The sequence below is a fragment of the Nocardia macrotermitis genome (assembly GCF_009604405.1).
GTDB lineage: Bacteria > Actinomycetota > Actinomycetes > Mycobacteriales > Mycobacteriaceae > Nocardia > Nocardia macrotermitis.
In genome coordinates, this window is the sequence record NZ_WEGK01000005.1 from 190,006 (window position 1) to 213,840 (window position 23,835).

22 protein-coding genes and 1 tRNA gene are annotated in these 23,835 nt (G+C 67.4%); 9 read left to right on the plus strand and 14 right to left on the minus strand.

Features of this window, described 5'->3' with window-relative positions; all coding sequences use genetic code 11:
• Positions 1 to 155: 155 nt before the first annotated feature.
• The 6 genes from NRB20_RS13730 to NRB20_RS39290 all read right to left on the minus strand — a co-directional run bounded on the left by NRB20_RS13730 (position 156) and on the right by NRB20_RS39290 (position 7,383).
• Positions 156 to 1,106 (minus strand): phosphodiesterase, encoded by a 951-nt coding sequence (locus tag NRB20_RS13730; RefSeq protein WP_319944865.1) that lies wholly within the window; start codon positions 1,104 to 1,106, stop codon positions 156 to 158.
• 138 nt (positions 1,107 to 1,244) lie between these two features.
• Positions 1,245 to 2,639, minus strand: coding sequence for an MATE family efflux transporter (locus tag NRB20_RS13735; RefSeq protein WP_153410501.1), 1,395 nt, complete (start codon positions 2,637 to 2,639; stop codon positions 1,245 to 1,247).
• A gap of 139 nt (positions 2,640 to 2,778) precedes the next feature.
• Entirely contained in the window at positions 2,779 to 3,831 is a 1,053-nt protein-coding gene (locus NRB20_RS13740; RefSeq protein WP_153410502.1) for a PLP-dependent cysteine synthase family protein, read from the minus strand.
• A gap of 81 nt (positions 3,832 to 3,912) precedes the next feature.
• Complete coding sequence (locus tag NRB20_RS13745; protein WP_319944866.1) at positions 3,913 to 5,232, minus strand: type III PLP-dependent enzyme domain-containing protein; 1,320 nt, start codon at positions 5,230 to 5,232, stop codon at positions 3,913 to 3,915.
• Positions 5,223 to 6,185, minus strand: coding sequence for an ornithine cyclodeaminase family protein (locus NRB20_RS13750; RefSeq protein ID WP_319944960.1), 963 nt, complete (start codon positions 6,183 to 6,185; stop codon positions 5,223 to 5,225). The genes NRB20_RS13745 and NRB20_RS13750 overlap by 10 nt, the downstream gene beginning before the upstream one ends.
• Positions 6,186 to 6,225: 40 nt before the next feature.
• The gene (locus NRB20_RS39290) at positions 6,226 to 7,383 is read right to left on the minus strand and encodes a TauD/TfdA family dioxygenase (RefSeq protein WP_319944867.1); all 1,158 of its coding nucleotides are present in this window, start codon (positions 7,381 to 7,383) and stop codon (positions 6,226 to 6,228) included.
• 190 nt (positions 7,384 to 7,573) lie between these two features.
• Here NRB20_RS39290 and NRB20_RS13760 point away from each other — a divergent pair, with 190 nt between their 5' ends.
• The 8 genes from NRB20_RS13760 to NRB20_RS13795 all read left to right on the plus strand — a co-directional run bounded on the left by NRB20_RS13760 (position 7,574) and on the right by NRB20_RS13795 (position 15,578).
• Positions 7,574 to 8,299, plus strand: a complete 726-nt coding sequence (locus NRB20_RS13760; RefSeq protein ID WP_319944868.1) for a lytic transglycosylase domain-containing protein — start codon at positions 7,574 to 7,576, stop codon at positions 8,297 to 8,299.
• A gap of 237 nt (positions 8,300 to 8,536) precedes the next feature.
• Positions 8,537 to 9,826 (plus strand): phosphopyruvate hydratase, encoded by a 1,290-nt coding sequence (gene eno / locus NRB20_RS13765; RefSeq protein ID WP_319944869.1) that lies wholly within the window; start codon positions 8,537 to 8,539, stop codon positions 9,824 to 9,826.
• Between the two features lie 44 nt (positions 9,827 to 9,870).
• Complete coding sequence (locus NRB20_RS13770; protein WP_153410507.1) at positions 9,871 to 10,539, plus strand: FtsB family cell division protein; 669 nt, start codon at positions 9,871 to 9,873, stop codon at positions 10,537 to 10,539.
• Positions 10,536 to 11,087, plus strand: coding sequence for a DUF501 domain-containing protein (locus tag NRB20_RS13775; protein ID WP_319944870.1), 552 nt, complete (start codon positions 10,536 to 10,538; stop codon positions 11,085 to 11,087). The genes NRB20_RS13770 and NRB20_RS13775 overlap by 4 nt, the downstream gene beginning before the upstream one ends.
• Complete coding sequence (locus tag NRB20_RS13780) at positions 11,074 to 12,039, plus strand: Ppx/GppA phosphatase family protein (RefSeq protein ID WP_153410508.1); 966 nt, start codon at positions 11,074 to 11,076, stop codon at positions 12,037 to 12,039. The genes NRB20_RS13775 and NRB20_RS13780 overlap by 14 nt, the downstream gene beginning before the upstream one ends.
• A gap of 452 nt (positions 12,040 to 12,491) precedes the next feature.
• Positions 12,492 to 13,958 carry a peptide MFS transporter gene (locus tag NRB20_RS13785; protein WP_153410509.1) on the plus strand — a complete coding sequence of 489 codons (1,467 nt, stop codon included), beginning with the start codon at positions 12,492 to 12,494 and terminating at the stop codon, positions 13,956 to 13,958.
• Between the two features lie 66 nt (positions 13,959 to 14,024).
• Positions 14,025 to 14,098 (plus strand) — tRNA-Leu (locus NRB20_RS13790).
• Positions 14,099 to 14,264: 166 nt separating this feature from the next.
• On the plus strand, positions 14,265 to 15,578 hold the full coding sequence (locus tag NRB20_RS13795; protein ID WP_319944871.1) for a cytochrome P450: 1,314 nt from the start codon (positions 14,265 to 14,267) through the stop codon (positions 15,576 to 15,578).
• A gap of 149 nt (positions 15,579 to 15,727) precedes the next feature.
• On the opposite strand, the gene NRB20_RS13800 is transcribed toward NRB20_RS13795, so the two are convergent.
• The 5 genes from NRB20_RS13800 to NRB20_RS13820 form a co-directional block, all read right to left on the minus strand.
• The gene (locus NRB20_RS13800) at positions 15,728 to 16,564 is read right to left on the minus strand and encodes an ABC transporter permease (RefSeq protein WP_153410511.1); all 837 of its coding nucleotides are present in this window, start codon (positions 16,562 to 16,564) and stop codon (positions 15,728 to 15,730) included.
• Positions 16,561 to 17,298 (minus strand): ABC transporter ATP-binding protein, encoded by a 738-nt coding sequence (locus tag NRB20_RS13805; protein ID WP_319944872.1) that lies wholly within the window; start codon positions 17,296 to 17,298, stop codon positions 16,561 to 16,563. Before NRB20_RS13805 ends, NRB20_RS13800 begins: the two co-directional genes overlap by 4 nt.
• A 15-nt stretch (positions 17,299 to 17,313) precedes the next feature.
• Positions 17,314 to 17,796: a hypothetical protein gene (locus NRB20_RS13810; RefSeq protein WP_153410512.1), complete on the minus strand. Its 483-nt coding sequence runs from the start codon at positions 17,794 to 17,796 to the stop codon at positions 17,314 to 17,316.
• Positions 17,797 to 17,823: 27 nt separating this feature from the next.
• A complete protein-coding gene (locus NRB20_RS13815; RefSeq protein ID WP_319944873.1) occupies positions 17,824 to 18,633 on the minus strand; it encodes an SAM-dependent methyltransferase in 810 nt (269 codons plus the stop codon).
• A gap of 201 nt (positions 18,634 to 18,834) precedes the next feature.
• Positions 18,835 to 19,902 (minus strand): hypothetical protein, encoded by a 1,068-nt coding sequence (locus tag NRB20_RS13820; RefSeq protein WP_153410514.1) that lies wholly within the window; start codon positions 19,900 to 19,902, stop codon positions 18,835 to 18,837.
• A 188-nt stretch (positions 19,903 to 20,090) separates the two neighbouring features.
• On the opposite strand from NRB20_RS13820, the gene NRB20_RS13825 reads away from it, so the two are divergent.
• Positions 20,091 to 20,864 carry a response regulator gene (locus tag NRB20_RS13825; protein WP_153410775.1) on the plus strand — a complete coding sequence of 258 codons (774 nt, stop codon included), beginning with the start codon at positions 20,091 to 20,093 and terminating at the stop codon, positions 20,862 to 20,864.
• A 274-nt stretch (positions 20,865 to 21,138) separates the two neighbouring features.
• Here NRB20_RS13825 and NRB20_RS13830 read toward each other — a convergent pair whose 3' ends face one another.
• From NRB20_RS13830 to NRB20_RS13840, 3 genes are all read right to left on the minus strand, one after another.
• Positions 21,139 to 22,275, minus strand: coding sequence for a sensor histidine kinase (locus NRB20_RS13830; protein WP_194289840.1), 1,137 nt, complete (start codon positions 22,273 to 22,275; stop codon positions 21,139 to 21,141).
• A 36-nt stretch (positions 22,276 to 22,311) separates the two neighbouring features.
• On the minus strand, positions 22,312 to 23,475 hold the full coding sequence (locus NRB20_RS13835) for a S1 family peptidase (RefSeq protein WP_194289841.1): 1,164 nt from the start codon (positions 23,473 to 23,475) through the stop codon (positions 22,312 to 22,314).
• Between the two features lie 92 nt (positions 23,476 to 23,567).
• The gene (locus NRB20_RS13840) at positions 23,568 to 23,762 is read right to left on the minus strand and encodes a hypothetical protein (RefSeq protein ID WP_153410517.1); all 195 of its coding nucleotides are present in this window, start codon (positions 23,760 to 23,762) and stop codon (positions 23,568 to 23,570) included.
• Positions 23,763 to 23,835 lie beyond the last annotated feature (73 nt).

The window sequence follows — 23,835 nt, forward strand, 5'->3', positions numbered from 1 at the left end:
GCGCAGACAGACACGGTATCCACGGATCGACCCTGGCTGCGCTGGATCTCGGGTGGCTGCGGGTCCTGAAACCGCGTCGCATATCTCCGAGGGCTGGGATGACTGGTTGCGGTGCAGTCGGTTTCGGATCACGTACTGCTGTGCCGCAGGAGTGGCTACGACACGGACTCGTCGTCGGACTCCGGCGTCGAGGTCCGGCCCGGCAGCACGTGCGGGATGCGCGCGGCATCGGGGATGACGATCCCCGCCTCGCGCAACCGCTGTGCCGCCTCCGCGGGGCTCGTGGGCTGCCCGACGGTCGGGCCGTGATCGAGCGGGACCACCGAGTGCACGACCGTATCCGGGTACAGGTGCACGTAGTTGAAACTCTGCGCACCGTCACGCCCGCGCTGACCGCCGTAGGTGACGGCCAGATCCTGGCTGTAGCAGGCCGAGGACGCCACCGAGACCGGGATCCCGGCGAACGTCGCGGTGGTCGAGAAGTGCAGATGCCCGGCCAGGATCGCCCGCACATCGGTACCGCGTAGCACCTCGGCGAGGCGACGCTGCTCGCGCAACTCGACGGTGACGGCCAGATCCTGGATGCACGGCACCGGCGGATGATGCATGGCCAGAATGCTGCCGAACGGCGCGGGCTCGGCCAGAACCGAACGCAGCCAGGCCAATTGGCCGTCGGTGACCTCGCCGTAGTGCTCACCCGGCACGGTCGAATCCAGCACGATGATGCGCAACCCGTCCACGACGTGCACCCGGTCCAGCGGTTCGGCCGACCCGGATTCGTCGAGCAGCCGCTCCCGCAGCGCGGCCCGGTCGTCGTGATTACCGGGCACCCACACCACGGGCGCGCCGAGCTGCTCGGCGAGCGGTTCGACCAACGCGCGCAACCGGTCGTAGGCGTCGGGCTCACCCTGATCGGTCAGATCGCCGGTGAACACGATCGCATCGGGCGTGATCCGGCTGGCCTCGGCCTGGGCCAGCAGCCCGCGCAGCCGCTCGACCGCGTCCACCGCGTCGTAGAGCGCACCCTCACCGATCAGATGGGTATCGCTGAAATGGAACAGAATGTGGTCCGGTCGCGGATATTCCGCGACTCTGCTGCTGGGCACCGGACTCCTCCCCGCGCTCGCTCGTCGTCGTGACGGGCACTGTGGCTTCGTCCTCGTTGCCGAGAATAGCGAAACCCGTTCGCTCCACAGTGCCCGCTGTCGATGACGACTCGCTTACGCGCAGATGAGCATTTCGACTCAGCCGTGCCCCGGTGCGCTACCGGCCAGCACTCGCGGTGCGGCCTGCGCACGGGTGTCCAGATGCGCGAAGTAGCGGCGCAGCATCAGCCCGGCAGTCGTCGCCAGACCCGCGGCCAGACCCCACCAGACACCCGCCGCACCCAGTCCCAGCGGGAAGGCGAGCAGCAGCGCTGTGGGCAATCCCACAAGCCAGTAGCCGACCAGCGACAGCCGGAATCCGGCTTTGGTATCGCTCACGCCGCGCAGCAGACCGTTGCCGATGTTCTGTGCCGCGTCGAAGAATTGCAGCACGATCGCGATCAGCAGCAGGGAGTGCGCGAGCTGGATGGTGGCGTGATCGTGGCTGTTCAGGAAGGGCCGCAGCACGATGCTCGGCACGGCCAGATACAGCACGCCGACCAGTGCGGCGACCACCGCCGCGTGCCGCAGCGCCAGCCAGGCCAGGGTGCGGGCGCGCCGGTATTCCTCGCGCGCCGCGGTCCGGCTGACCAGGATGGAGGCGCCGTGCGAGAGCCCGACCGCCACCTGGAACACGATGTAGACCAGCTGATAGACCACGTTGTGCGCGGCCAGCGCGGCCGGGCCGAGGGTGCCCATCACCAGCGCCAGCACCGAGAACAGGCCTGCCTCCGAGCCGTAGGTCAGCGCGATCGGCGTGCCGAGGCGCAGTTCGGCCATGACCGTCTCGCGGCGCACCGGCCACGGCCGCAGCGGCAGCGTCGCGCCGAGTACGGAGTCGTGGTGCACCATCAGCCAGAACGTCACGAACATGACCAGGAACACCAGCGAGGTGGCCACCCCGACACCGGTCAGGCCCATCGCCGGAATACCCGCCCAGCCGTGCATGAAGGCAAGGGCCGCAACGGCATTCAGCGCGACCGAACCGAGCGTCACCAGCAGCAGCGCCTGCGGCCGCTGCATGCCGACGGTGTACTGCCGGATCACCTGGAACCACAGGCAGGGCAGCAGTCCGGGCGCGAGCGCGACCATCATCGGCCGGGCCTGCGCGAGCACCGATTCGTCCTGGCCGAGCCAGCGCAGCGCCCAGCCCAGGCCGATCAGCACCAGTCCGCCCAGGATGCCCGCGACCGTCGAGATCAGCAGGCTCGCCCGCACCACGTCGCGAATCTCGGTGTCGGCCGGGGTGTTTCGCTTCTCAGCGCGGCTGAGCGCGGTCGCGACCTGATTGCCGGTCGCGGTGATCAGCCCGACGCACATGGTGCGGATCTGATTGAACAGCACCAGCGCGAGACCGCCGGCCGCGACCTGATCGACGCCGAGCGAGCCCATCAGCGCGATATTGGTGGTCGACACCGCGACCTGGGCCAGCTGTGTCATGGCGATCGGCGTGGCCAGGGCGGTCAGTTGCCGCCCGTCCGAACGCACTGTCATGTTGCTCATCGTGCCGCCCCATCGGTGAGAATTACATTCTCACTTAGGTATACCTTACTTACTGAGGTTTTTGGAAACCTCCTTCTCGTCACGATATCCGTGCGCGGCGCCCGAGACGGCGGCGGGATCGGCGGCGCGGTCATCGCACGCCCACCAGGCTCTCCGGGGCGGCCGGCGCCTGCGGCGCGGTGGCGGGTGCGTAGCGGTCCAGCAGCGCCAGGACTTGCGCCTCGGCCGACGCGTCGAGCAGTTCGCGCGCGGCCATCCAGGCGTCGTCGAACACCGTGTCCAGGTACTTCTCGCCGCCGTCGCACACGATGGTGACGATGGTCGAGCCCGCCGGGAACTCCTCGAGCCGGGTCAGCGCGGCATGCACCGAACCGCCCGCCGAACCGCCGATCATCAGCCCGAGCTTGCGGGCGACGGCGCGGGTGGTGGCGAAGGCGTCCACATCGGAGACCTTCAGACCCTCGTCCAGCAGCGAATAGTCCACGGCGGTACCGATTGTCGCGCCCGGCGGGGTGCCGGTGCCGGACTGCCAGTACGGGCCGCCCTCGCCGCCGAAGGCGATCGAACCCTCCGGCTCCACGCCGATCACCCGGGCGGGGCGGCCCAGGTCGCGCAGCCGCCGCGCGGTGCCGAACAGCGAGCCGCCGGTGCCGACCGCCGAGAGCAGGATGTCGACCCGCTCCAGGTCATCCAGCAACTCATCAGCGACCGCGTAGTAACCGAGGGCGTTGGCGTCGTTGTTGTGCTGTTCGGTGAAATACGCGTCCGGTCGGGCCGCGGCCATCTCCTCGGCGAGATCCTCCCGCGCCGAGGTCGCGAGGGTGTCGTCGCCGTCATCGGCGACGTAGACGAGTTCGGTTCCCATGGCTTGCATCGCGCGCAGTTTGTCCTTGCAGGCGTGGTGGTCGACGACGGCGGTGAAACGATATCCGCGTTCCGCGGCCACCACGGCCAATCCGAGTCCGGTGTTTCCTGATGTGGACTCGATGATATGCCCGCCATCATTCAGCAAACCCCGACGCTCCGCATCGAGCACCATTTCGCGGGCCATCCTGATCTTGGCCGCGCCCGTCGGGTTGAACTGCTCGAGCTTGAGTAACAGCCGGGTGCCGGATTCGGTCGCCGCCAGTTCGAACAGCGGTGTGTTGCCGATCAGGTCCGTCACACGCGTGACGAGCGGCATTGCGGGTCTCCTCGGTTCAGGGTGGTTCAGGGGGATCAGGGTGAGATCGGATCGAGCAGCGCGGTGCGGATGTGCGGGTGGTCAGCGAGCATCGAGCGTCCAGCGGAACCGCCCGTCGGAGGTGTTGTGCAACACCACTTTCGGCGGGATGGGCAGCTCGTGGAACGCCGATTCGTTCGAATCCATCTGGTAACCGGCGGTATTGGGATAGACGAGCAGATCGTCGACCACCGCGGCCCGGGGCAGCGGGATGCGCCGCCAGCTGAGCATGTCGGACTCCAGGCAGGTGGCCGCGCCGACGCTCGCCGGTGTGTCGACGCCGGGCCGGGTGGGCCACAGCGCCGGATCGGGCAGGTATTCGCTGTCGAACCACTGCTCGGACAGGCTCAGGCTGGTCCCGTCGACGGTGAGCAGCTGGTACGAATCGCCGTGCGCGGTACGGGTTTTCACGCCCTGCACGCGGAAGACGGTGCTGCCCGCCCGATCGAGCAGGGCGCGTCCGGGCTCGACGGCCAGACGGATCTCGTGCTCGCGCAGGCGCTGCGCCAGATTCCCGTGCCGCAGGATCGCCGCGAGCATGGCCGGGCCGGGGGAGTCGCTGTGATAGGGGTAGTAGGAGTCGAATCGCTTGTCCGCGTGGAACTGTCGCGGATCCGAGGCGGCGCGGAAATCCTGCCAGGACTGTGCGCTCAGGTAGTCCACCGCGAATCCGCCGCCGATGGAGATGATCCCGGCGTCGTGGCCGAGTGCGCGGGCGGCGCGACAACGTTCGATCAGGGTGCCGGCCAGTTCCGCGCGGGCGACCGGATCGTAACCGGACAGGTGGAAGCTGAAGCCCTGCACCGTGATCGGCCCGAGGTCGGTGCGCCGCAACGCCGCGTCGAGTTCGGCCTCGCTCATCCCGAAGCGGCTGCTCGAATCCGGCGGCAACACACGCAGCAACACCCGGGCGGGCAGGCCGGCGCGGACGAGCGCGTCCAGCTCGTCCGGGGCGTCGACGGCGATCAACGCGTGGTGCCGCGCGGCCAGCCACAGCAGCTCCGGCGATTTCGCCGGACCAGTCACCATCAACTCCTCGCCCCGAATGCCCTGTGTCAGTGCGGAACCCAGTTCGCCGACGCTCGAGACGTCCACGCCCGCACCGTGTTCGGCGCAGGCGCGGGTCACGCAGGACGCCTTGTTCGCCTTCTTGCCGTAGTAGACGACGCCGTCCACACTGGCTTGTTCGAAGGCCGCGTGGAAGCCATCGATGTTGTCGCCGACCCGTTCGGGATACATCATATGGAACGGCCCGCCGACGGCGAATGCGATGTCCCGCAGCAGTTCCGGATCCGCCAGCAGCCGCAGCTCCCGGTCGTCGCGGTGGGCGGGCATCGCCGGAGCGGCGATGCTCAATCCCACAGGGCCACCTCCGTGCCGCGCCCCTCGGCGATCGCCCGCTCGGCCAGGGCGTGCGCGACGGCGATATCGGTGAGCACCAGACCGCTGTTGTAGACGAAGATGCGCTCGTCGTCGCGGGTGCGGCCCTCGATGCGGCGGCTCAGGATCTGCGGCAGTTCGGCATTCACCCCGCGCAGTTTCCCGTCCGGACCCGCCATATCGGTTCCGGTCAGCGACATCTGCTGGGCACTGGTCGCGACCACGCGATCCGCGTCCACCAGTGTCGAGGGTGCGAGACCGTAGCCGACCAGCACCACCGTGGAACCCGGTGCCAGATCGGCGGATTCGAGCGCGACCGAGGTGCCCGGACCCGCGGTGGCCAGCACCACGTCGGCGGTGCGGGCGGCCTCGCGCGGATCGGCCACGTTCTCCAGTTCCAGATGCGGATTGTGCACCGCGAGCTGCTCGTGCACGGCCTTGAGCCCGTCCGGATGGGTGCCGTAGAGCATCAGCCTGTCCAGTTGCGGATTCGCGGCGAGCAAGTGCGGCAACGCATTACGGCCCTGCGTGCCGGTGCCGATCAGCAGCACGCTGCGCGCGCCCGGCCGGATCGTCTCCCGGACCAGCAGCGAGGACACCGCCGGAGTGCGCAGCGCACCCACCCGCGCACAGTCCATCATCGCGATCGGCATACCGGTCGCGTCGTCGTACAGGGTGATGGTGGTGTAGTAGCGCTTGGTGCTGCGGTCGTGACTGGGATCGAACTTGTACGAGGTCTTCATCGCGACCACGCGACGTCGCCCGTCGCGGCCCAGCATGGCGTACGCGACCGACCAGCCGTCCGGATGCGCCACGCTGAGCTTGCGTGGATTGTCCGAATCCCCGGCTGCCAGAGCCAGATACGCCTCTTCGACCGCGCGCACCACGGCGGCGGGGGTGATCGGAACGTCTGCTAGATCGCTGCGGCTGAGCACGCGCAGCGGTGTGGTTCGGGTACTCACGACAATCCTCGGTTCACTGGTCGTCCACGGCCTCTGTCCGCCCGTGGACCTCGGCTCCACGGGTGCCGGTCCTCCCGTCGAACGGGGTGACCGTATGTTGTCCGTAACCATTTTCCGCCGACTCGGCGGCGGGGCGGTCACGTGCCAGCCGCACGTTCACCCGTTTGAGCCAGCGATCGGTGCCGTCGTAGCGCGGGGTGAACGGCACCCGGCCGTGCACCACCACGTCGTTGTCCACCAGCAGCAGCTCGCCCGGGTCCAGAACGGCTGTGTGACACACCCTTTCGAGTTCCGCGCCGAGATGGTCGTAGGCGCTGCGGAATTCGTCGTCGGCGTCGTCGAGGGGGGTGTAGGCCGGATCGTAACGCAGGGTGGGGCGGGCCTGGTCGCCGCCGACCGTCGCGATCGGCACGGCGGGAAAACTGTGGAAGTCGGTGCCGTAGGACACATCCGGCAGGATCGGTAGTCGCGGACGCCCGAGCCGATGACGTTGCGCGGGGCTCAGCCGCACCTGCCGCACCGAGGACACCGTGGTGCCCACGCGATCGGGATTGCGCAGGCAGCCCAGTATGAGCAGATGCGCCCGCCGCGGATGGAACGCGTCCTCGGTGTGCGGGCACAGCAGCGTGGTGCTGCTCGCGCCGGACTGTTCGTGCTCGTGTCCGGGGGAGGGCAGGATGTTGTTGACCAGCCGTCCGCCCTGCTGCCCGCCCCAGCCGAACGGCTCGCCCGCGCTGCGGCCCAGCAGCAGCATGGTGACGTCCAGCTGGAACGACGCCCGGCCGCGATCCGGATCGCCGCTCCACGCCGCCGCCTCGCGCCAGTCCCGCGGTGTGGGGCCCAGATCGTCGGTGAGCAGCGGTGATCCGGTGAGTACGGCGGCTCCGGCGCGGGTCGCGGGCGGGCGCAGGGACTCGCGCACGGACTCCGGCAGCGCGGCGGCGCGCGCGTCGACGAGGTCGATCAGTCTCGGATCGGTAAGGGTGCGACACGCCTGTTCGGACACCCCGGACATCGCTCGGAATGTGACGGCGATCTCAGTCGCCGCGGTGCGCACGGCGTGTGCGGCCGCCGCGGGGAGCGTGCGGCGCTCGATCTGCTCGTCGGGTGGGCGATGGGGGGCGGTGTCGACGGGGTGGTGCGGGTTACGTTCGCAAAGAACGTGATTCACCAGGGATTCCCTTCTGCGAGGCATGGTGAAGCATCAGGAGGACCACTCATTTGCGAAGGTAGTCGCTTCAACCTTATTAAGCAAGCCTTACCTAATAAGCGTGGATTTAAGATAGCCAACCCACATCGCGACAAGCAGGGAACACCGTAGCGGATCCGCACCCGGATCAGCGCATCTGGATGATGGTGGTGTGCCTGCTACTCGCGTCGGCGTATTCGCACTCGTCGCGGCGCTTCTCGTGCTGTGCGGATGCGGTGCGGTCGAACAGCTGCCGCCGATTCCGGACGGCACTCCGCCCGGTCCCGGTGCGGTGATTCCGGCGATCGCGCTGGACGCGCCCGGTCGCACAGCGGCGCAGTTGCACGGCTGGGCCGCCGATCGATCCGACGCGTTGAACGTTCCCGTGATCGCCCTGGAGGCATACGGTTACGCCGCCGCGGTGCTGGCGCGTTCGCGGCCGGACTGCGGCATCGGCTGGACCACCCTGGCCGGAATCGCGAACGTCGAGAGTCGGCACGGCAGTCACGGCGGCGCGCACATCCAGGCCGACGGTCTGGTCACCCCGCCCATCCGTGGCGTCCTGCTGGACGGATCACCCGGTGTGGCAAGGATTCTCGACGCGGAGGCCACCGCGCGTACGGGCGGTCCGGTGTACGTCCGGGCGATGGGTCCGTTCCAGTTCCTGCCCGAGACCTGGCAACACTGGGGCGTCGACGCCAACGGTGACGGCGTCGCCGACCCGGACAGCATCGATGACGCCGCCCTCACCGCCGCGCGCTACCTGTGCGCCAGCGGCGGCAACCTGACCACCGCCGCGGGCTGGCAGCGGGCGTTGCTGACCTACAACCAGTCCGCCGCCTACATGGCCGAGGTCCGTCGGGACGCCGCCGCGTACGGCATCGGCAGACACCCGTAACCGAAATGTCCGGCAACGGGTGCGCATTCGGTCCGCAATCGCACTCCTTGTCCGAATCCGCACTCGTTGCACGGCTGGTAGCGGGTGCGTGTGCCGCTGACGGGTGCGGCTGGGTACGGGGCTCGGGTGTGGTCGGCCAGGCTGGGCTAGGCTCGCTGTCGCACGGGGTCGCCGTGCGACCTGCTCATGAACGGCGGTGAGCAGGGCCGTCGTTGCTGCCGAAGGAGTGTCGTTTTCGTGGCCATCATCGAACAGGTCGGAGCTCGCGAGATCCTGGATTCGCGCGGAAACCCCACCGTCGAGGTCGAGATCGCTCTCGACGACGGCACGCTCACCCGGGCGGCGGTGCCCTCGGGCGCGTCCACCGGCGAGCACGAGGCCGTGGAACTGCGCGACGGGGGTGATCGGTACGGCGGCAAGGGTGTGCACAAGGCCGTCGAGGGCGTGCTCGACGAGATCGCCCCGGCCGTGATCGGCCTGGACGCGGTCGAACAGCGCACCGTCGACCAGGTGCTGCTGGATCTGGACGGCACCCCGGACAAGTCCCGCCTCGGCGCGAACGCGCTGCTGGGCGTCTCGCTCGCGGTGGCCCGCGGTGCAGCGGAGTCATCGGGCCTGGAGCTGTTCCGCTACCTGGGCGGCCCGAACGCGCATGTGCTGCCGGTGCCGATGATGAACATCCTCAACGGTGGCGCGCACGCCGACACCAGTGTCGACGTGCAGGAATTCATGATCGCCCCGATCGGCGCGCCCACCTTCCGGGAGGCGCTGCGCTGGGGTGCGGAGGTCTACCACGCGCTCAAGGCCGAACTGAAGGCCAAGGGCCTGTCCACCGGTCTGGGCGACGAGGGCGGTTTCGCCCCCGATCTGGCCGGCGGCACCCGCGAGGCGCTGGACCTGATCGCCGCGGCGATCGGCAAGGCCGGATACAAGGTCGGCAGCGAGGTCGCGCTGGCCCTGGACGTCGCGGCCACCGAGTTCTACACCGCCGGAAAGGGTTACAGCTTCGAGGGTTCGGTGCGTACCGCCGAGGAGATGACGGCCTTCTACAACGAGCTGCTCACGGCGTACCCGCTGGTCTCCATCGAGGACCCGCTGTCCGAGGACGACTGGGCGGGCTGGGTCTCGCTGACCGACGAGATCGGCGACAAGATCCAGATCGTCGGCGACGACCTGTTCGTCACCAACCCGGAGCGCCTCGAGGACGGTATCGCCAAGGGCGCGGCGAATGCGTTGCTGGTCAAGGTGAATCAGATCGGCACCCTGACCGAAACCCTGGACGCGGTCGAGCTGGCCCACCGCAACGGTTACAAGACCATGATGAGCCACCGCTCGGGCGAGACCGAGGACACCACCATCGCGGATCTGGCCGTGGCGGTCGGCAGCGGTCAGATCAAGACCGGCGCCCCCGCCCGCAGCGAGCGCGTCGCCAAGTACAACCAGCTGCTGCGCATCGAGGACGCGCTGGGCGATTCGGCCCGCTACTCCGGGGACGTTGCGTTCCCGCGGTTCGCCGTCGAGGGATAGTACCGTCGGAATCGTTGTCATGGCGGTGCGACCCGAGGTGTGAGATGACCGAACGACGGACGCGCGGTGCCAGTCCGGGCGGACGTGGCGACCGCCGTTCGTCGCGGTCGGCCCATACCCGTCCGGAACGCACCGTCTCCACCCCGCCCGCCCGCACCGCCGCGGGCAAGCGGGCCGCGCAGCGGCGGGCCACGAGTTCGAGGTCCGAATCCGGTCTCGCGGTGAAGAAGTCGCCGCGGCGGTCGTCCGGGCGGTCGCGGGGCAAGCGCGAGCACCGGATCCTGGGCCTGTCGACCGGGCGGGCGGTGGCGCTGGCGGCGGTGCTGTGCGCCCTTGCCCTGACGTTGGCGGTGCCGATGCGCACCTACCTGAGTCAGCGCGCCGAGGCGACGCAGCTGTCCCAGCAGCGTCGCGACCTCGAGGAGAACGTGGCCAAGCTGCGCGATCGCCGTGCCCAGCAACAGGATCCGGCGTACATCAAATCCGAGGCGCGCGAGCGGCTGCGGCTGGTGATGCCGGGCGATACCGCGTACATCGTGCAGGTCCCCGGTATCGAACAGCCCGCGGTACCCACCCCGACCGCCGCACCTCGCAAGCCCGACCCCTGGTACACCGAGCTGTGGCGCAGTATGAACAATCCGCAACCGGCTCCGGCGGCCGCGCCGCAGCCCGGCACGCCGCCGCCCACGACCCCGGAAGGACAGCCCCGGTGACCGACACCCCACCCAGCGACGCCGATCTCGAGATCGTCGCCCGGCAGCTGGGCCGTTCGCCGCGCGGCGTGCTCGCCATCGCCTACCGCACCCCGGACGGGCAGCCCGCGGTGGTCAAGACCGCACCTCGGCTGCCCGACGGCACCCCGTTCCCGACTCTGTACTACCTGACCGATCCGCGGCTGACCGCCGAGGCGAGTCGGCAGGAGGCCGAGGGCCTGATGCGTGGGATGACCGAGCGGATCGCGACCGATCCGGCGCTGGCCGCCGCCTACCGCCGCGCCCACGAGAGCTACCTGGCCGAGCGTGACGCGATCGAATCGCTGGACACCGATTTCAGCGGCGGCGGCATGCCCGAACGGGTCAAATGCCTGCATGTGCTGATCGCGCACGCCTTGGCCAAGGGGCCGGGGCTGAATCCGTTCGGCGACGAGGCGGTCGCGCTGGCCGCACAGGGTGGGCTGCGCGGTACCGCGATCCCGGCCGATTGGCCGAAATACGAGCAGTACCAGGCGGATTCGACAGGAGGCTCGGATGGCGACGAATGACCGGGTGGCCGCGGTCGACTGCGGCACCAATTCGATCCGACTACTGATCGCGGACGTGGCGGCCGGGCCGTCGGGGCAGCCGCGGTTGACCGATCTGCACCGGGAGATGCGGATCGTGCGCCTGGGCAAGGGGGTGGACGCCACCGGTGAGCTGAACCCGGAGGCGATCGAACGCACCCGCGTCGCCCTGCACGATTACGTGGATCTGATGCGCGATGCCGGGGTCACCACGGTCCGGATGGTCGCCACCTCCGCCACCCGCGACGCCCGCAATCGCGACGACTTCTTCGCCATGACCGCGACGGAACTGGGTCGCGTCGTACCCGACGCGCAGGCCGAGGTGATCACCGGTGACGAGGAGGCCCGCCTGTCCTTCTCCGGTGCGGTCGGCGAATTGTCCAGTGCCGAAGGGCCTTTCGTGGTGGTCGACCTGGGTGGCGGATCCACCGAGGTCGTACTCGGCGACGGCGCGGGTGTGCAGTCCGCCTACTCGGCCGACATCGGCTGCGTGCGGCTGACCGAACGGCATCTGCACGGCAATCCGCCCACCCCCGAGGAGGTCGCCTCCGCGCGGTTCTTCGCCGAACAGCGCCTGGCGCAGGCGTTCGGCGTGGTGCCCGTCGAGCGGGCGCACACCTGGGTCGGGGTCGCGGGGACCATGACCACGATCGCCGCGGTCGCGCTCGATCTGCCCGAATACGATTCGGAGCGGGTGCATCTCACCCGGTTGCGGCTCGATGACCTGCGTGCGGTCTGTCATCGGCTGGTCGGGATGAATCACGACGAGCGCGCGGCGTTGGGCCCGATGCATCCCGGGCGGGTCGATGTGATCGGCGGGGGTGCGGTGATCGCCGAGGTGCTGGCCGACGAGTTGGCGCGGCGGGCGGATATCGGTGAGCTGATCGTCAGCGAGCACGACATTCTCGATGGGATTGCTCTGTCACTGCTCTGAATCCGGGTGTGGGGTAACGGTTTTCGAGTGATTACCGGCGGTGGGTTGTCGGTCGGCGGGTGAATGCGAGTACCAACTGCTCGGTGCTCGGTGCTCGGTGCTCGGTGCTCGGTGCTCGGTGCTCGGTAACAGGTATGTGGCTGTACTTGCCCCGGCTGCGCTTCGGTCGGGGTGATAGGTCTGTTGAATGGTTCGATATGAACGCATCAGGGAATCTGTGAGCGCTCACATAGGGCTGGCGGAGCGTGCATACTGTTCAGTCGTACATCCCGAATATTCGCCATATGCATGCAGAATGCTCAATACCTGATCAATCTGCTCGCAAATATCGTCACAGACTCGACGAACTGATTACTCTGCCTTCAGCAGCGAACCGGCAACCGGTTCGTCGGACATACCGCAACCCTCATAATGATTGCTGGAAAATTGCGTGTCATGGAAAGGTCGAATGCATGACGGAGGTGGGCCACCCGCCCGGACGGGCATCCGAACGCACCGTGTTCGGACACCCGATCGGTTTGGTGAATCTGTTCGGGGTCGAGCTGTGGGAACGGTTCTCGTTCTACGGCATGGTCACGATCCTGGGGTACTACCTGTACTACTCGCTGAGCGAGGGTGGGCTCGCGCTGGAGAAGACCACCGCGACCGGCATCGTCGGGGCCTACGGCGGTGTGGTGTACATGTCCACCGTGCTGGGCGGTTGGCTGGCCGACCGGGTATTGGGCATGGAACGCACCGTCTTCTACGGCGGCGTGGTCGTCATGGCGGGCCATATCGCGCTGGCGGTGCTGCCCGGTCTGGCCGGGGTGGGTGCGGGTCTGACGCTGGTCGCGCTCGGTAGTGGCGCGCTGAAGGCCAATGCGTCCTCGCTGCTGGGCACGCTGTACGAGAAGACCGATCCCCGTCGCGACGGCGGATTCACGCTGTTCTACCTCGGCGTCAATCTCGGTGCGTTCATCGGCCCGCTGATCACCGGCGTGCTCCAGACCGATCTGGGTTTCCACTACGGTTTCGGCGCGGCCGCGATCGGGATGGCGCTGGGGCTGATCCAGTACGTGGTATTCCGGCGCAATCTGGGCACGCACGGGCGTATCGTGCCGAATCCGTTGCCGCGCAATCAGATTCCACAGGTGATCGGATTCGTCGCCGCGGTCGTGGTGGTGGTGGTGATCGCGGGGGTGAGCGGGCTGGTGAGGTTGTCCGCGATCGCGTGGTGGATCACCGGTGTCATTGCCGTCGCGTCGATCGTCTACTTCTATCTGATGCTGAACAGCCCGAAGGTCACGCCGCTCGAGCGGGTCCGGGTGCGCGCGTTCATTCCGCTGTTCATCGCCAACGCGGTGTTCTGGTCGCTGTTCCAGCAGATCTTCACCGTGCTCGCGGTCTACTCCGACGAACGAATGAACTGGTCGGTCTTCGGCTGGACCGCGCCGTCGAACTGGATCGGTTCGGAGGAGCCGGTCTGGGTGATCGCCCTGTCGCCGCTGTTCGCGCTGATGTGGACGCGGCTGGGCAACCGCGCGCCGACCACCCCGCACAAATTCGCCTATGGCGTGATCGGGATGGGCGTGGCATTCATGTTGTTCGTGCTGCTGTCCGGATTCGAGGGTAAGACGGTGCCCGCGCTCCTGGTATTCGTCATCCTCGGCGCGTTCGCCGTCGCGGAGCTGATGCTCTCCCCGATCGGCCTCGCCGTGACCACCCAGCTCGCCCCCGAGGCGTTCCGCGCCCAGATGATGGCTCTGTACTTCTTCTCCGTCGGCATCGGCACCTCCATGTCCGGTGTGCTGTCCGACTACTACAGCCCCCACCACGAGGTCGCCTACTTCGGCATCATCGGCCTGGTCACCATCGCGGTCGGCCTCGTCGTCCACGTCCTGGCCCCCCGAATCAGCCGCCTGATGGAAGGAGTTCACTAACTCCTTTCCATCGAACCTACGCAGAATTCCGAGACGGACGTACGACTTCGGTACGCTAACCGGGTCGCCCCCGTAGCCCAATTGGCAGAGGCAGCGGACTTAAAATCCGCCCAGTGTCGGTTCGAGCCCGACCGGGGGCACTACGACGCCGCAGGTGGATCCGGGTTTCCGGGGCCGGGACGAATCGTCAGCAAGTGTTGGCATTCCTTGCTGGACAGGTGGTTTCGCTTGTCGGCGCGCAGGCGCGCAAAGTCCGGGCTAAGGTGTGAATCGGCGACGGATCTGCCGGAAGAGGGGCGAATACAAGTGGACCTGCGTGACGTTCCGTGTGGGCCTGGACGTTTGCCCGTTGTCGGACACGGTTTGCGGCTGTGGCGTGATCCGGTTCGGTTCATGGTGGATCTGGCCGAGGCCGGGAAGATTGCGCGGGTCGAGGTCGGAAGTCTCGTCGTCTATGTCATCACCGATTTCGAACTGCTGCACCGAGTGTTGGTGGAGAGCTCCGCCGACTACGAGCGCGGGCTGCTGTTCGAACGTATCCGTCTCATCTTCGGGGATTCGCTGATCGTCGCGGATGGTCAGCGGCACAACGATATTCGTCGTCTGCTGCAACCGGCCTTCCATCGGGCCAGCTTGGCGAGCTACGCGCCCGTCATGCGGCGCAACGCGGATGCGCTGGCGAGTTCGTGGCAGCCGGGCCAGATCGTCGAGGCCCGTGCGGCGATGCTCGAGGTGGTGATCGCCAACCTGCTGGGGTCCATGTTCTCGCACGAGCCCGATTCCGAAGAGATACAACTCATCTCGGGTCTGATCGAGGACATCGGCGCGGGCGTCATGGTGGGCAGTGTGCTGCCGAAGCGGCTGGCGAATCTGCCGTTGCCGGTGAACCGCAAATTCTTCGCCGCCGGAACGCGGCTGCGGGACTACTGCCGGGAACTGCTCGTCGCGCGCCGGGCCGGTGGTGAGCGCCGGAACGACCTGATCGACATCCTGCTGGATTCGTCGGAGGAGGCGGGCCACGATGACGAATTCCTGGTAGCGCAGGCCATGACCGTCCTGTTCGGCGGAACCGACGCCTCGACCGCCGCACTGACCTGGGCGCTGTACGAGCTGTCGCAGCATCCGGAGGTGGCTTCGAAACTGCGGCAGGAGATTTCGGCCGCGGGCGATCTCGGCCCCAACGACCTCGACGAGCTCGACTATCTGAACCGGTTCCTGAACGAGGTCGTGCGAACCCATTCGGCGCTGCTACAGACCCGACGTAGCGTCACCACGGTCGAACTCGACGGCTTCACCATTCCCGCCGGGACCGATATCGGCTACAGCCTCACGGCCATCCATCGCAATCCCGACGTCTTCGCCGAGCCGGACGTTTTCGACCCCGACCGGTGGCCGACCTCGAACTCCGGGTCGAAATGCCGGAGCTTCATCCCGTTCAGCATGGGCAAGCAGATGTGCATCGGAAACAACTTCGCGTGGGTGGAACTACAGACGACTCTCTACAGTCTGCTGTCGAAGTGGGAGTTCCTGCCCACCACGAACAAGAAGCTACCGCGAGCCCTGGGCCCGATCCCGGTGCCGGGAAAACTGCCGCTCGAGGTGCGCCCGGTCGCCGGATAGCCTTGCGGCCGAGCGTAATCGGCGTCGCTTCGCCGGATAACCTTGCGGCCGAGCGTAATCGGCGTCGCTTCGCCGGATAGCCTTGTGGCCGAGTGCTATCGGCTTCGCTTCGCCGGGTAATTTTGCGGCCGAGCGCAAATCGGCGTCGCTCAGGTCGTGCCCGATTCGGCGAGCGCCCTGCGACGTCCGGGCATCAGGCGCAGGAGGATCGGCAGCACCGCGGTGATGACGAAGAGTGCGACGGCGACCAGGATGAAGTAGAGCAGCGATCCGGTGCGCCCGAAACGCGGGACGAAGGCGACTTCCTGCCCGGTCGAGGCGACGGCGTTGAGGAACGGCGCGTATGCCTGCAAGGTGTATCCATGGGGCAGCAGGTTGACGGCGTTCTCCGCGACGTAGACCCAGAACAGCAGCACGGCGACCGCCGCGGACGGAGTGCGAATCAGCGACCCGACCGCGATACCCACCCCGCACGCGGCGAACGCGTAGGTCGGCACGGTCCACAGGAACCGGATACCGGCGGAGTCGGTGACATGCACGGCTCCGTAGATGTGCGGAAATTGGTGCGGCAGTGTGACCATGACGACGACGAGCAGCACCACTGTCGATATCGCCGCGATGACGCCGTAGTAGATCCACCGGGCCAGCGCGACCGTCCACGACCGGGGAAACAGGAAGGCATTGAGATCGCTTGTCTGCCCGTGCCATTGGGTGGCGTGGGCGTACGCGGCAGTGACCATCATGATCGACACGGAGAAGGTCATGACCCAGTACACGGAGTTGGTGGTGGTGACCGTAGCCACGTAACTCTGTCCGGGGACGGCGGCGAGCCGTTCCGCGACGGCGGCGATTCCGAAGGTGATGACCAGCGGCAGCGCGAAGGTGAGGGGGACCGCGGCGGTCCACAGGAAGCTGCGTCCGGAGGTGCGGGTCCATTCGGCGGCGATGCCGCGGCGGACCAGGGTGATCGGACCGGGGTTGTTCATGGGGCCACGCCCGACGTGAGTTGGGTTGGGGGACCGGCGATTCGGAGGTAGGCGTCTTCGAGGCTGGTCTCGCCGGGCCCCAGGTCGCTCATGATGTCGGCGAACGGTCGATCGGTCAGGATGCGCCGGTTCCCGAGGATGACGATGTGGTCGGCGTTGCGTTCGACCTCGTCGAGCAGGTGCGTGGCGACCAGGACGCAGGTCCCGGCATCGGCGAGGCGGCGCAGTAGTTCGCGTATCCAGCGGATGCCCGCGATGTCGAGGCCGTTGAGCGGTTCGTCGAGCAGCAGGGTGCGGGGCTCGCAGAGCAGTGCGGCGGCGATGCCGACGCGTTGCAGCATGCCGAGCGAATAGTGCGCCAGCCGACGATCGGCGAACCGGGTGAGGTCGACGGTCTCGAGGACGTCGCCGACCCGCCCGGCGGGTAGTCCGCGGGCTCGCGCGATCCAACGCAGGTGCCGACGCGCGGTGTGGCGCGGGTCGAAAGCCCGGTAGTTGAGGTGCATTCCGAGCGTTGCCGGTGTGGCGCGGTGGGCTCGGATGGGGGTGTCGTCGACCCGGACGGTCCCGGCGGCGGGTGCGATGACGCCGCAGATACACCGCAGCAGTGTGGTTTTGCCGGTGCCGTTCAGGCCGATCAGGTAGGTGATCGCACCGTCGGCCACGCTGAGTTCCGGGACTTCCAGGACGGTCGCGCCCGAGTAGCTCAGGGTCAGGTCACGAATATCGATCACAGCACACGGAGCCGATCAGAAGTCGCAGGCAATCGCCAACCCCACGGCCTTGACACCCTCGCACACGGAACTGTTGGACAGCTTCCAGACGCCGTCGATGCGCTTCCACACCACCCGCGCCACCAGATCCGGCCGCCCCGCGGTCTTGCTGCGCAACATGGCGGTGTGCACATTGCCGTTCTGGGTTTCGGGACCGGTGACATCGTTCGACCCGAGCGGCGGCCGGAACAGAGCGAGGTTGTAGAGGGTTTTCGCGACCACGACCGCCTTCATGCCGCCTTCCATATTGGCGGCCTTGGCCTCGTCGGAGGCGGGTGTCTCGATCAGGAACACGACCTGGGCGTTGAGATCGTCCAGGGTCGGGACTGCCTTGGTGATGAGGAACGTGCCGGGAGCGGCGGAGGCGACAGGAGCATCGATGACCGAGGCGCCTGTCGTGACCAGGACGACCGTTGCGATCGTCGAGACTGCGCCGGCGACAATTCTGAGGATCTTCATGGTTTCTTCCCTACTCAGGGTTCGCACTCAGGGTTTGCGTCCGATTGCACCGAGCATGACCATTCGGGTTTCCGGCAGGTCGGGGCCCAGCCACTGTTGCACCGGCACTACACCGGGGTCGAGCAATTCGAAGCCGTCGAGGAAGGTCTGCGTCTGCGCGGTGGACCGATAGGCGACCTGGGCCGACGTGTCGTCGAGGCCGGTGAGTACCTGGAGTATCTCCGGGTCGGAATCACTGGAACCATGCGCGATCGCCAGATAACTGCCCGGTGCCAGCCGATCGCGCAGGGCGGCGGTGATCTCGGCGGGGTGCTCGTCGTCCATCACGTAGTGCAGCACGCTGATGAGCAGGATGGCTACCGGCTCGTCGAGGTCGATCAGGCTGCGGTCGTGCAGCTGAGCGAGGATGTCGCCGGGATGACGGACGTCGCCCAGCAGTGCTGTGACACCGGGTGAATTGGCCAGCAGCGCATCGCAATGGGTGACCACGACCGGATCGTAATCCACATACACCACCCGCGCCGACGGTTCGATCTCCCGAGCCACCTCGTGCACGTTGGGCGAGTTCGGGATACCCGAGCCGATATCGACGAATTGACGAATACCCGCCTCGGCGGCCTTTCGGACCGCGGTGTGCAGGAAATTCCGGGTGAACCAGGCCAGCGTCTTGAGTTCGGGTGCGCAGGAGAGCATTTGGTGCGCCATGCCTCGATCTATGGCGCGGTTGTCTTTTCCGCCCAACAGATAGTCGTACACCCGGGCGGAGGTCAGCTGCCCCTCGAACGGGTGCGGCGTTCGGTCGCTTTCCGGCGCGGGCCCCTCGGTTCCTTCGACCACGGATGTAACCGTAGCCGATCGCCGCCGCGAGCGTACAGCCCTGCGCATATCCGCCGATTCGAATCATCGGCGAACCATGTACCGACACAACAAGATCCGGTGCGTGGTGCCGGGGCCGCGCGCACCCGACTCCACTGCTTTCGCCGGTCGGACCCGGATTACCGCACGGTGTCGCCGAGGAGTTCGGCGACACCGTGCGTCTCACAGATCCGTTTCGGCCAGGGCGACCGCGTGTTCCACCGCCGATCGCGCCCGATCGACGGTCGTATAGCGGCCTAGACCACAGGGGGCCGCGACGTCCAATTTGTCGCCATAGGCCGATTCCGCCGCTGCCAGTGCCTGTCTCGCTTGCGCCAGCGGCTGCGTCGGAAGCGCGAGCCCGGCGATGACACGGGTGTCGGCAGGCATTTCGAGGTGCGCCAGGGGTGCGTAGTACTGCGGCTGGATCGGCGCCTGCTTGCCGTTGCCGACGGGCAGGTGGACGAAATCGAGATGCCTTCCCGCGGGCCAGTATCGCGCTATCGCGTTGGCCAGCGTGACGACCGCGGCCGTCGATCGCGGCGCCACGGCGGGCTTGTCGTCGAGGCTCCCGTAGCACAGGTGCACCCCGAAACGGGCCCCGTGCGGTGTGCGGGTCACCAGGCGTGCGATCGCCCGGCCCGCCGCGGTGGCGAGGCGCTGCCGCACGGGCGCGGGCGTCCGCGCGCACAGGAGCGTCTCCGCGGCCAGTTCGAGTTGGAATACGGCGTTGTCGCCCAACGCCTCGTGGATTCGGACGATCTCCCTGACGGTGGCGTCGACGATCGGCCGGTAATACGGGAAGGCTCGCTCGCCGCCGCGGGCCGAACCGCGACGCCACACCAGCATCCGTGCCTCGAAGGCGATGAAACCGATGACGAAGGGCGTCGGAATGCCCACCTGCAAGCGAAGTCCGGGATCGGTCAGGCGCATCTCGGTCAGCGCCTCGACGGCGTGCTCGGTCTCTGCCGCGTAGCCGAGCGCGGAGTCGAGATCGGCCTCGGCCAGCGAGCGGCCTTTCCGAAGCCGAAAGGTGTTGCGGGAACGTAGCGTCGACCAGTCACCGCGACGCACGGGCTCCAGCGCCGGGATGTCGTCGAGCCGGTCGATGATGGGCCTGATATACCACTGGGCGCGATACGGATCCGCTTCGCCGCCGGGAACCACGCCGTCCAGGAATTCACCGGCCGTGTCGACTGCGAACGCCATTGCCTTGCCTGGACTGTCCAACTGTGCGGGCAAGCTGCCCACGAAGTGGATTCTGCGTTTGGGCTGCACCGCGTCAGTGTTGCATACGGTTGTTCCGCGCGGACTGTTCAAGGGAGATTCGTCGTGGTTGCCGACCGTTCGGGCCTTGATGACTCCAGGCGTGATTCGGCTCGGGAGTTGGGAAAAGCGTTCGGCCCCAATGCAAACCACTGGCCATGCCGTACCTCGTCATGCTTCCGGATGTTCGGGGACGTCACCGTGGGCCGTATGTCGGCGCTATCCTGGCGGGCACAATTGGTGATCGGCGCGGATGTTCGGCCGAGGTGTCAGGGGGCGGCGTGGGTCCGATCAATGTTGCGGTGGTGGATGATCAGCCGCTGGTTGCCTCGGCGTTCGAGATGCTGTTGGCCGATGAGCCGGATTTTCGGGTGCTGACCGGTGGGCGGACCGGGCGGGATGCGGTGCGGCTGTGCCGGGAACAGCCGGTGGATGTGCTGCTGTTGGACATTCGGATGCCGGAGATGGACGGGGTTGCCGCGACTCGGGAGATCGTTCGGGCGGGCCCGCGTCCGCGGGTTATCGTGCTGACGACCTTCAATGTGGATTCTTATGTGGTGGAGGCGGTTTCGGCTGGAGCTGCTGGGTTTCTGCTCAAAGACTGTGAGCCGCATGAACTTCCGGCGGCTATTCGCGCGGTGCACGCGGGTGGCGCGGTGATCTCTCCGACGGCCACCACGCACCTGTTCGACGCCTATCGACGCGGCGGCGCCACTCCTGACCAGCCGCCCGCCGGGGCGCATCGGACCTTGTCCGGGCTGAGTCCTCGTGAACTGGATGTGCTCGGGCTGATCGCGATCGGGCATACGAATTCCGAAGTGGCCGAACGGCTTTGTATTGCCGAGACGACGGTCAAAACGCATGTGCGCAACCTGCTGACCAAGCTCGGCTGTCGTGATCGAGTTGCCCTCGTGGTGCTCGCGCATGCCGCCGGACTGGTGCGTTGATCGCGTTCTGCGCTCAGTGGAAGTGCGGCGCTGTCGGCCGGGCGGAATTGTGTCGGGCCTGAATCGAACTGCTGCCGTTTGCGTACTGCTCGAATCTGAATATGAAGTGCGCCAAGGAAACTCGCGCATCTGACAGGTGAAGTGCACCAGGGAGACTCGAGCATCTGACAGGTGAAGTGCACCAGGGAGACTCGAGCATCTGACAGGTGAAGTGCACCAGGGAGACTCGAGCATCTGACAGGTGAAGTGCGCCAAGGAAACCCGAGCATCTGACTTATGGATAACCGTCCGGTGTCCGCGTCGGAATCCGGGCGGCCAAGCGGACCCCGGACTCGGTGGGGACGACCTCCAGAGTGCCGCCGACCGACGACATTCGTTCGCGCAGTCCGGCCAGGCCGCGGCCCGCGCCGAGGTTGCGCGGGACGACGCCGGTGTTTTCGATGACCACCACACAGTTCCCGGATTCCCGGCCGATCCGCACCCGCATGCTCGCCCCGGGCCCGGCGTGTTTGATGACATTGGTGACCGCCTCGCGCACCACGCGCAGCACCGCCAGCCGGATCGGCGCGGGCCAGGTCTGTTGCCAGACAACGAGTTCCACGTCGGAGGGCAATTCCTCCTCGACGGTGACCCCGGCGGCGCGGGCCCGCCGCACGGTGTCGCGCAGGTCGGCGAACGAATCGGCGGACGCGGTCCCGTCGTGTCCGTCACGCAGCAGCCCGACCAGATGACGGACGTCGCCGAGCGCATCCTTGGTGATCTCGGCGACCGTGCGCAACACCTCGGCCGTCGACTCACCGCGACGTTCGGCGATCACCAGCCCGGCCCCGGCCTGCGCCCGCACCGCGACCAACGTATGCCCCAGGACGTCGTGCAGTTCGGCCGCGATGCGAGCGCGTTCGTTGCCGCGCGCCGCCGCCAGGTCACGCTCGTGTGCGGCGCGGACCGCGCGCCTGCGGCTACCCCACAGATACTCGGCCGCGAGCACCACCACGTGATACGTCACCGACCAGGCGAAATGCTCCATCCTGACGGCGGGACTCCCGAGGCTCACCACAATGCCGATCACCAGCCCGACCGGCCCCCACCACCAGGATCGCGCGTACTCGGTGACCGCCAGCAGCGAGATCGGCGCGAAGAGCAGAATCGGCTCGACGCTCAGATAAACCGGTGAGAGCTGCGCGGTGACCGCCATCGCGCCGAACATCACACAGGTGATCGCGAACGACGTGACCGGCCGGGTGCGTCGCACGGGGACCGCCGCCGCGACACCGGTGGAAAACACTGCCAGACACAGGTATTCGATCGCGTGGTCGCGTATCGACATCGCCGCGAGCGTCCAGGACAGCCCGGTGAACAGCAACGCGACGATCCCCAGAACGAGATCGGTGCGAGGCACAGTGCGGTGCATGGCAATCATCATCTCCCCTCCGGATGACGAATCGCGTCAGCCCGCGAGATGCACACCGCTGGACCAGGTTCGGATGGTTCCGCCGGAGTTGGCCGCGGTGACGGCGCACACCACCTCGCCCTTCCCGTGGTCCGGGAGATCCGCGCTGGTGGCGCCCGGGATCGGCGTCAGGACCGGCAGCGAACCCATCCAGGTGAGGGTCGACCAGTCGACCGAACTGCTCGTCGGCGGTCGTCCGCGCACCGAATCCCATTGCGGTGGAACGCAATGCAGGGATCCGCTCGTCTTTCGGACGACGGGCTCGCCGGTGGGATACGGTTCGTGGGCACTCAGCGGTCCGAGGATCCAGTCCCGGAATGCGGTCGGATCGGCGAGGCCCTCGAATGTCGGAGCGCACTCCTTACCCGCGGTTTCGCCACCGAAACTGAACAGCCCCACCAGCTCCGGCCGCCCCCGCACATAGTGCACCGCGGGACTGCCACTGTCCCGCCAGCAGCCGCCGACGCGGTGCGTCACGGTGTCCTGGGCGCACAGCACGGACCGCTCGTCGATCGTCGCCGGGGTGGCCGCGGCGCAATCGGCGTGGGATATGACCGTGAGGTTGCCGCGATGCAGTGTGTCGTCGCGGTAGGCGGGATCTTCGAACGAGACCGCCTTGCCCGTATTGCCGTGCGCGAAAACCGAAATCGGCGTACCCGGGGCGGGGCGGCTCGACGCGATCGGCAACACGGGTACGCCGTCGACGGGGCGGTCCAGCAGGATCACCGCCAGGTCGTCACGCCCGCTGGCGTCGTTCGGATCGGCGTCCCCAGGAGTGGGCACGGCCGTATACCCCGGCGCGACGACGATGCCTCGCACCCCGCGCACGATGCCCGGGTCCCGGGACAGGGTCCGAGCGTTGATGTGGATCCGCATCCGATACGGATCCAACTCGTCCACGCAATGTCCCGCGGTGACGACCCGATCCGAACTCACCAGCGCCCCACCACATCCCGCGGTGTCGAACAGCGAGCCCGTGCCGATCGGATCGATGGTCGCGACCCATTGTGCGGTACTCGGATCGGTCACCGGAGTCCCGTTCACCATCGCCTGCGCGACTCCCGCCGAAGGCAGCACCGCGACCGTGACGGCCGCCCCCGCCAGGACGCGGAGTCGCATCGAATTCTTGTGATCACCGTTTCGAGCGAGTCTGTATTTCACGAATCGATTATCGAAAAGTGCTGTGCGGCAACGTATCCTCCGGCAGAAGGAAAAACGAGGCTGGGCTCCTCCCATGGGAGGAACCCATCGCCTCATGCCCAGTCGCCGACGCCCCCGAGTTCCTCGATGCGTTCAGGAGATAGACCGGTCAGCATGGCAACGCTGGCGGTGAGCGATCCGTCGAGGACCGTCGTCGATTCGACCATGCCGCGGCGTATCTCATCGGTCGCCGGATCGATCGTCAGGGGCGCTGGCCGTTTGGATGCGTCGGTACCTGATGCGGTCATGCTCCACCTCCGGGAACCACGGTACCCAAGTACCACGATCGCTGAATCGGGGATGAGGGTTGCGCGGTCCGGA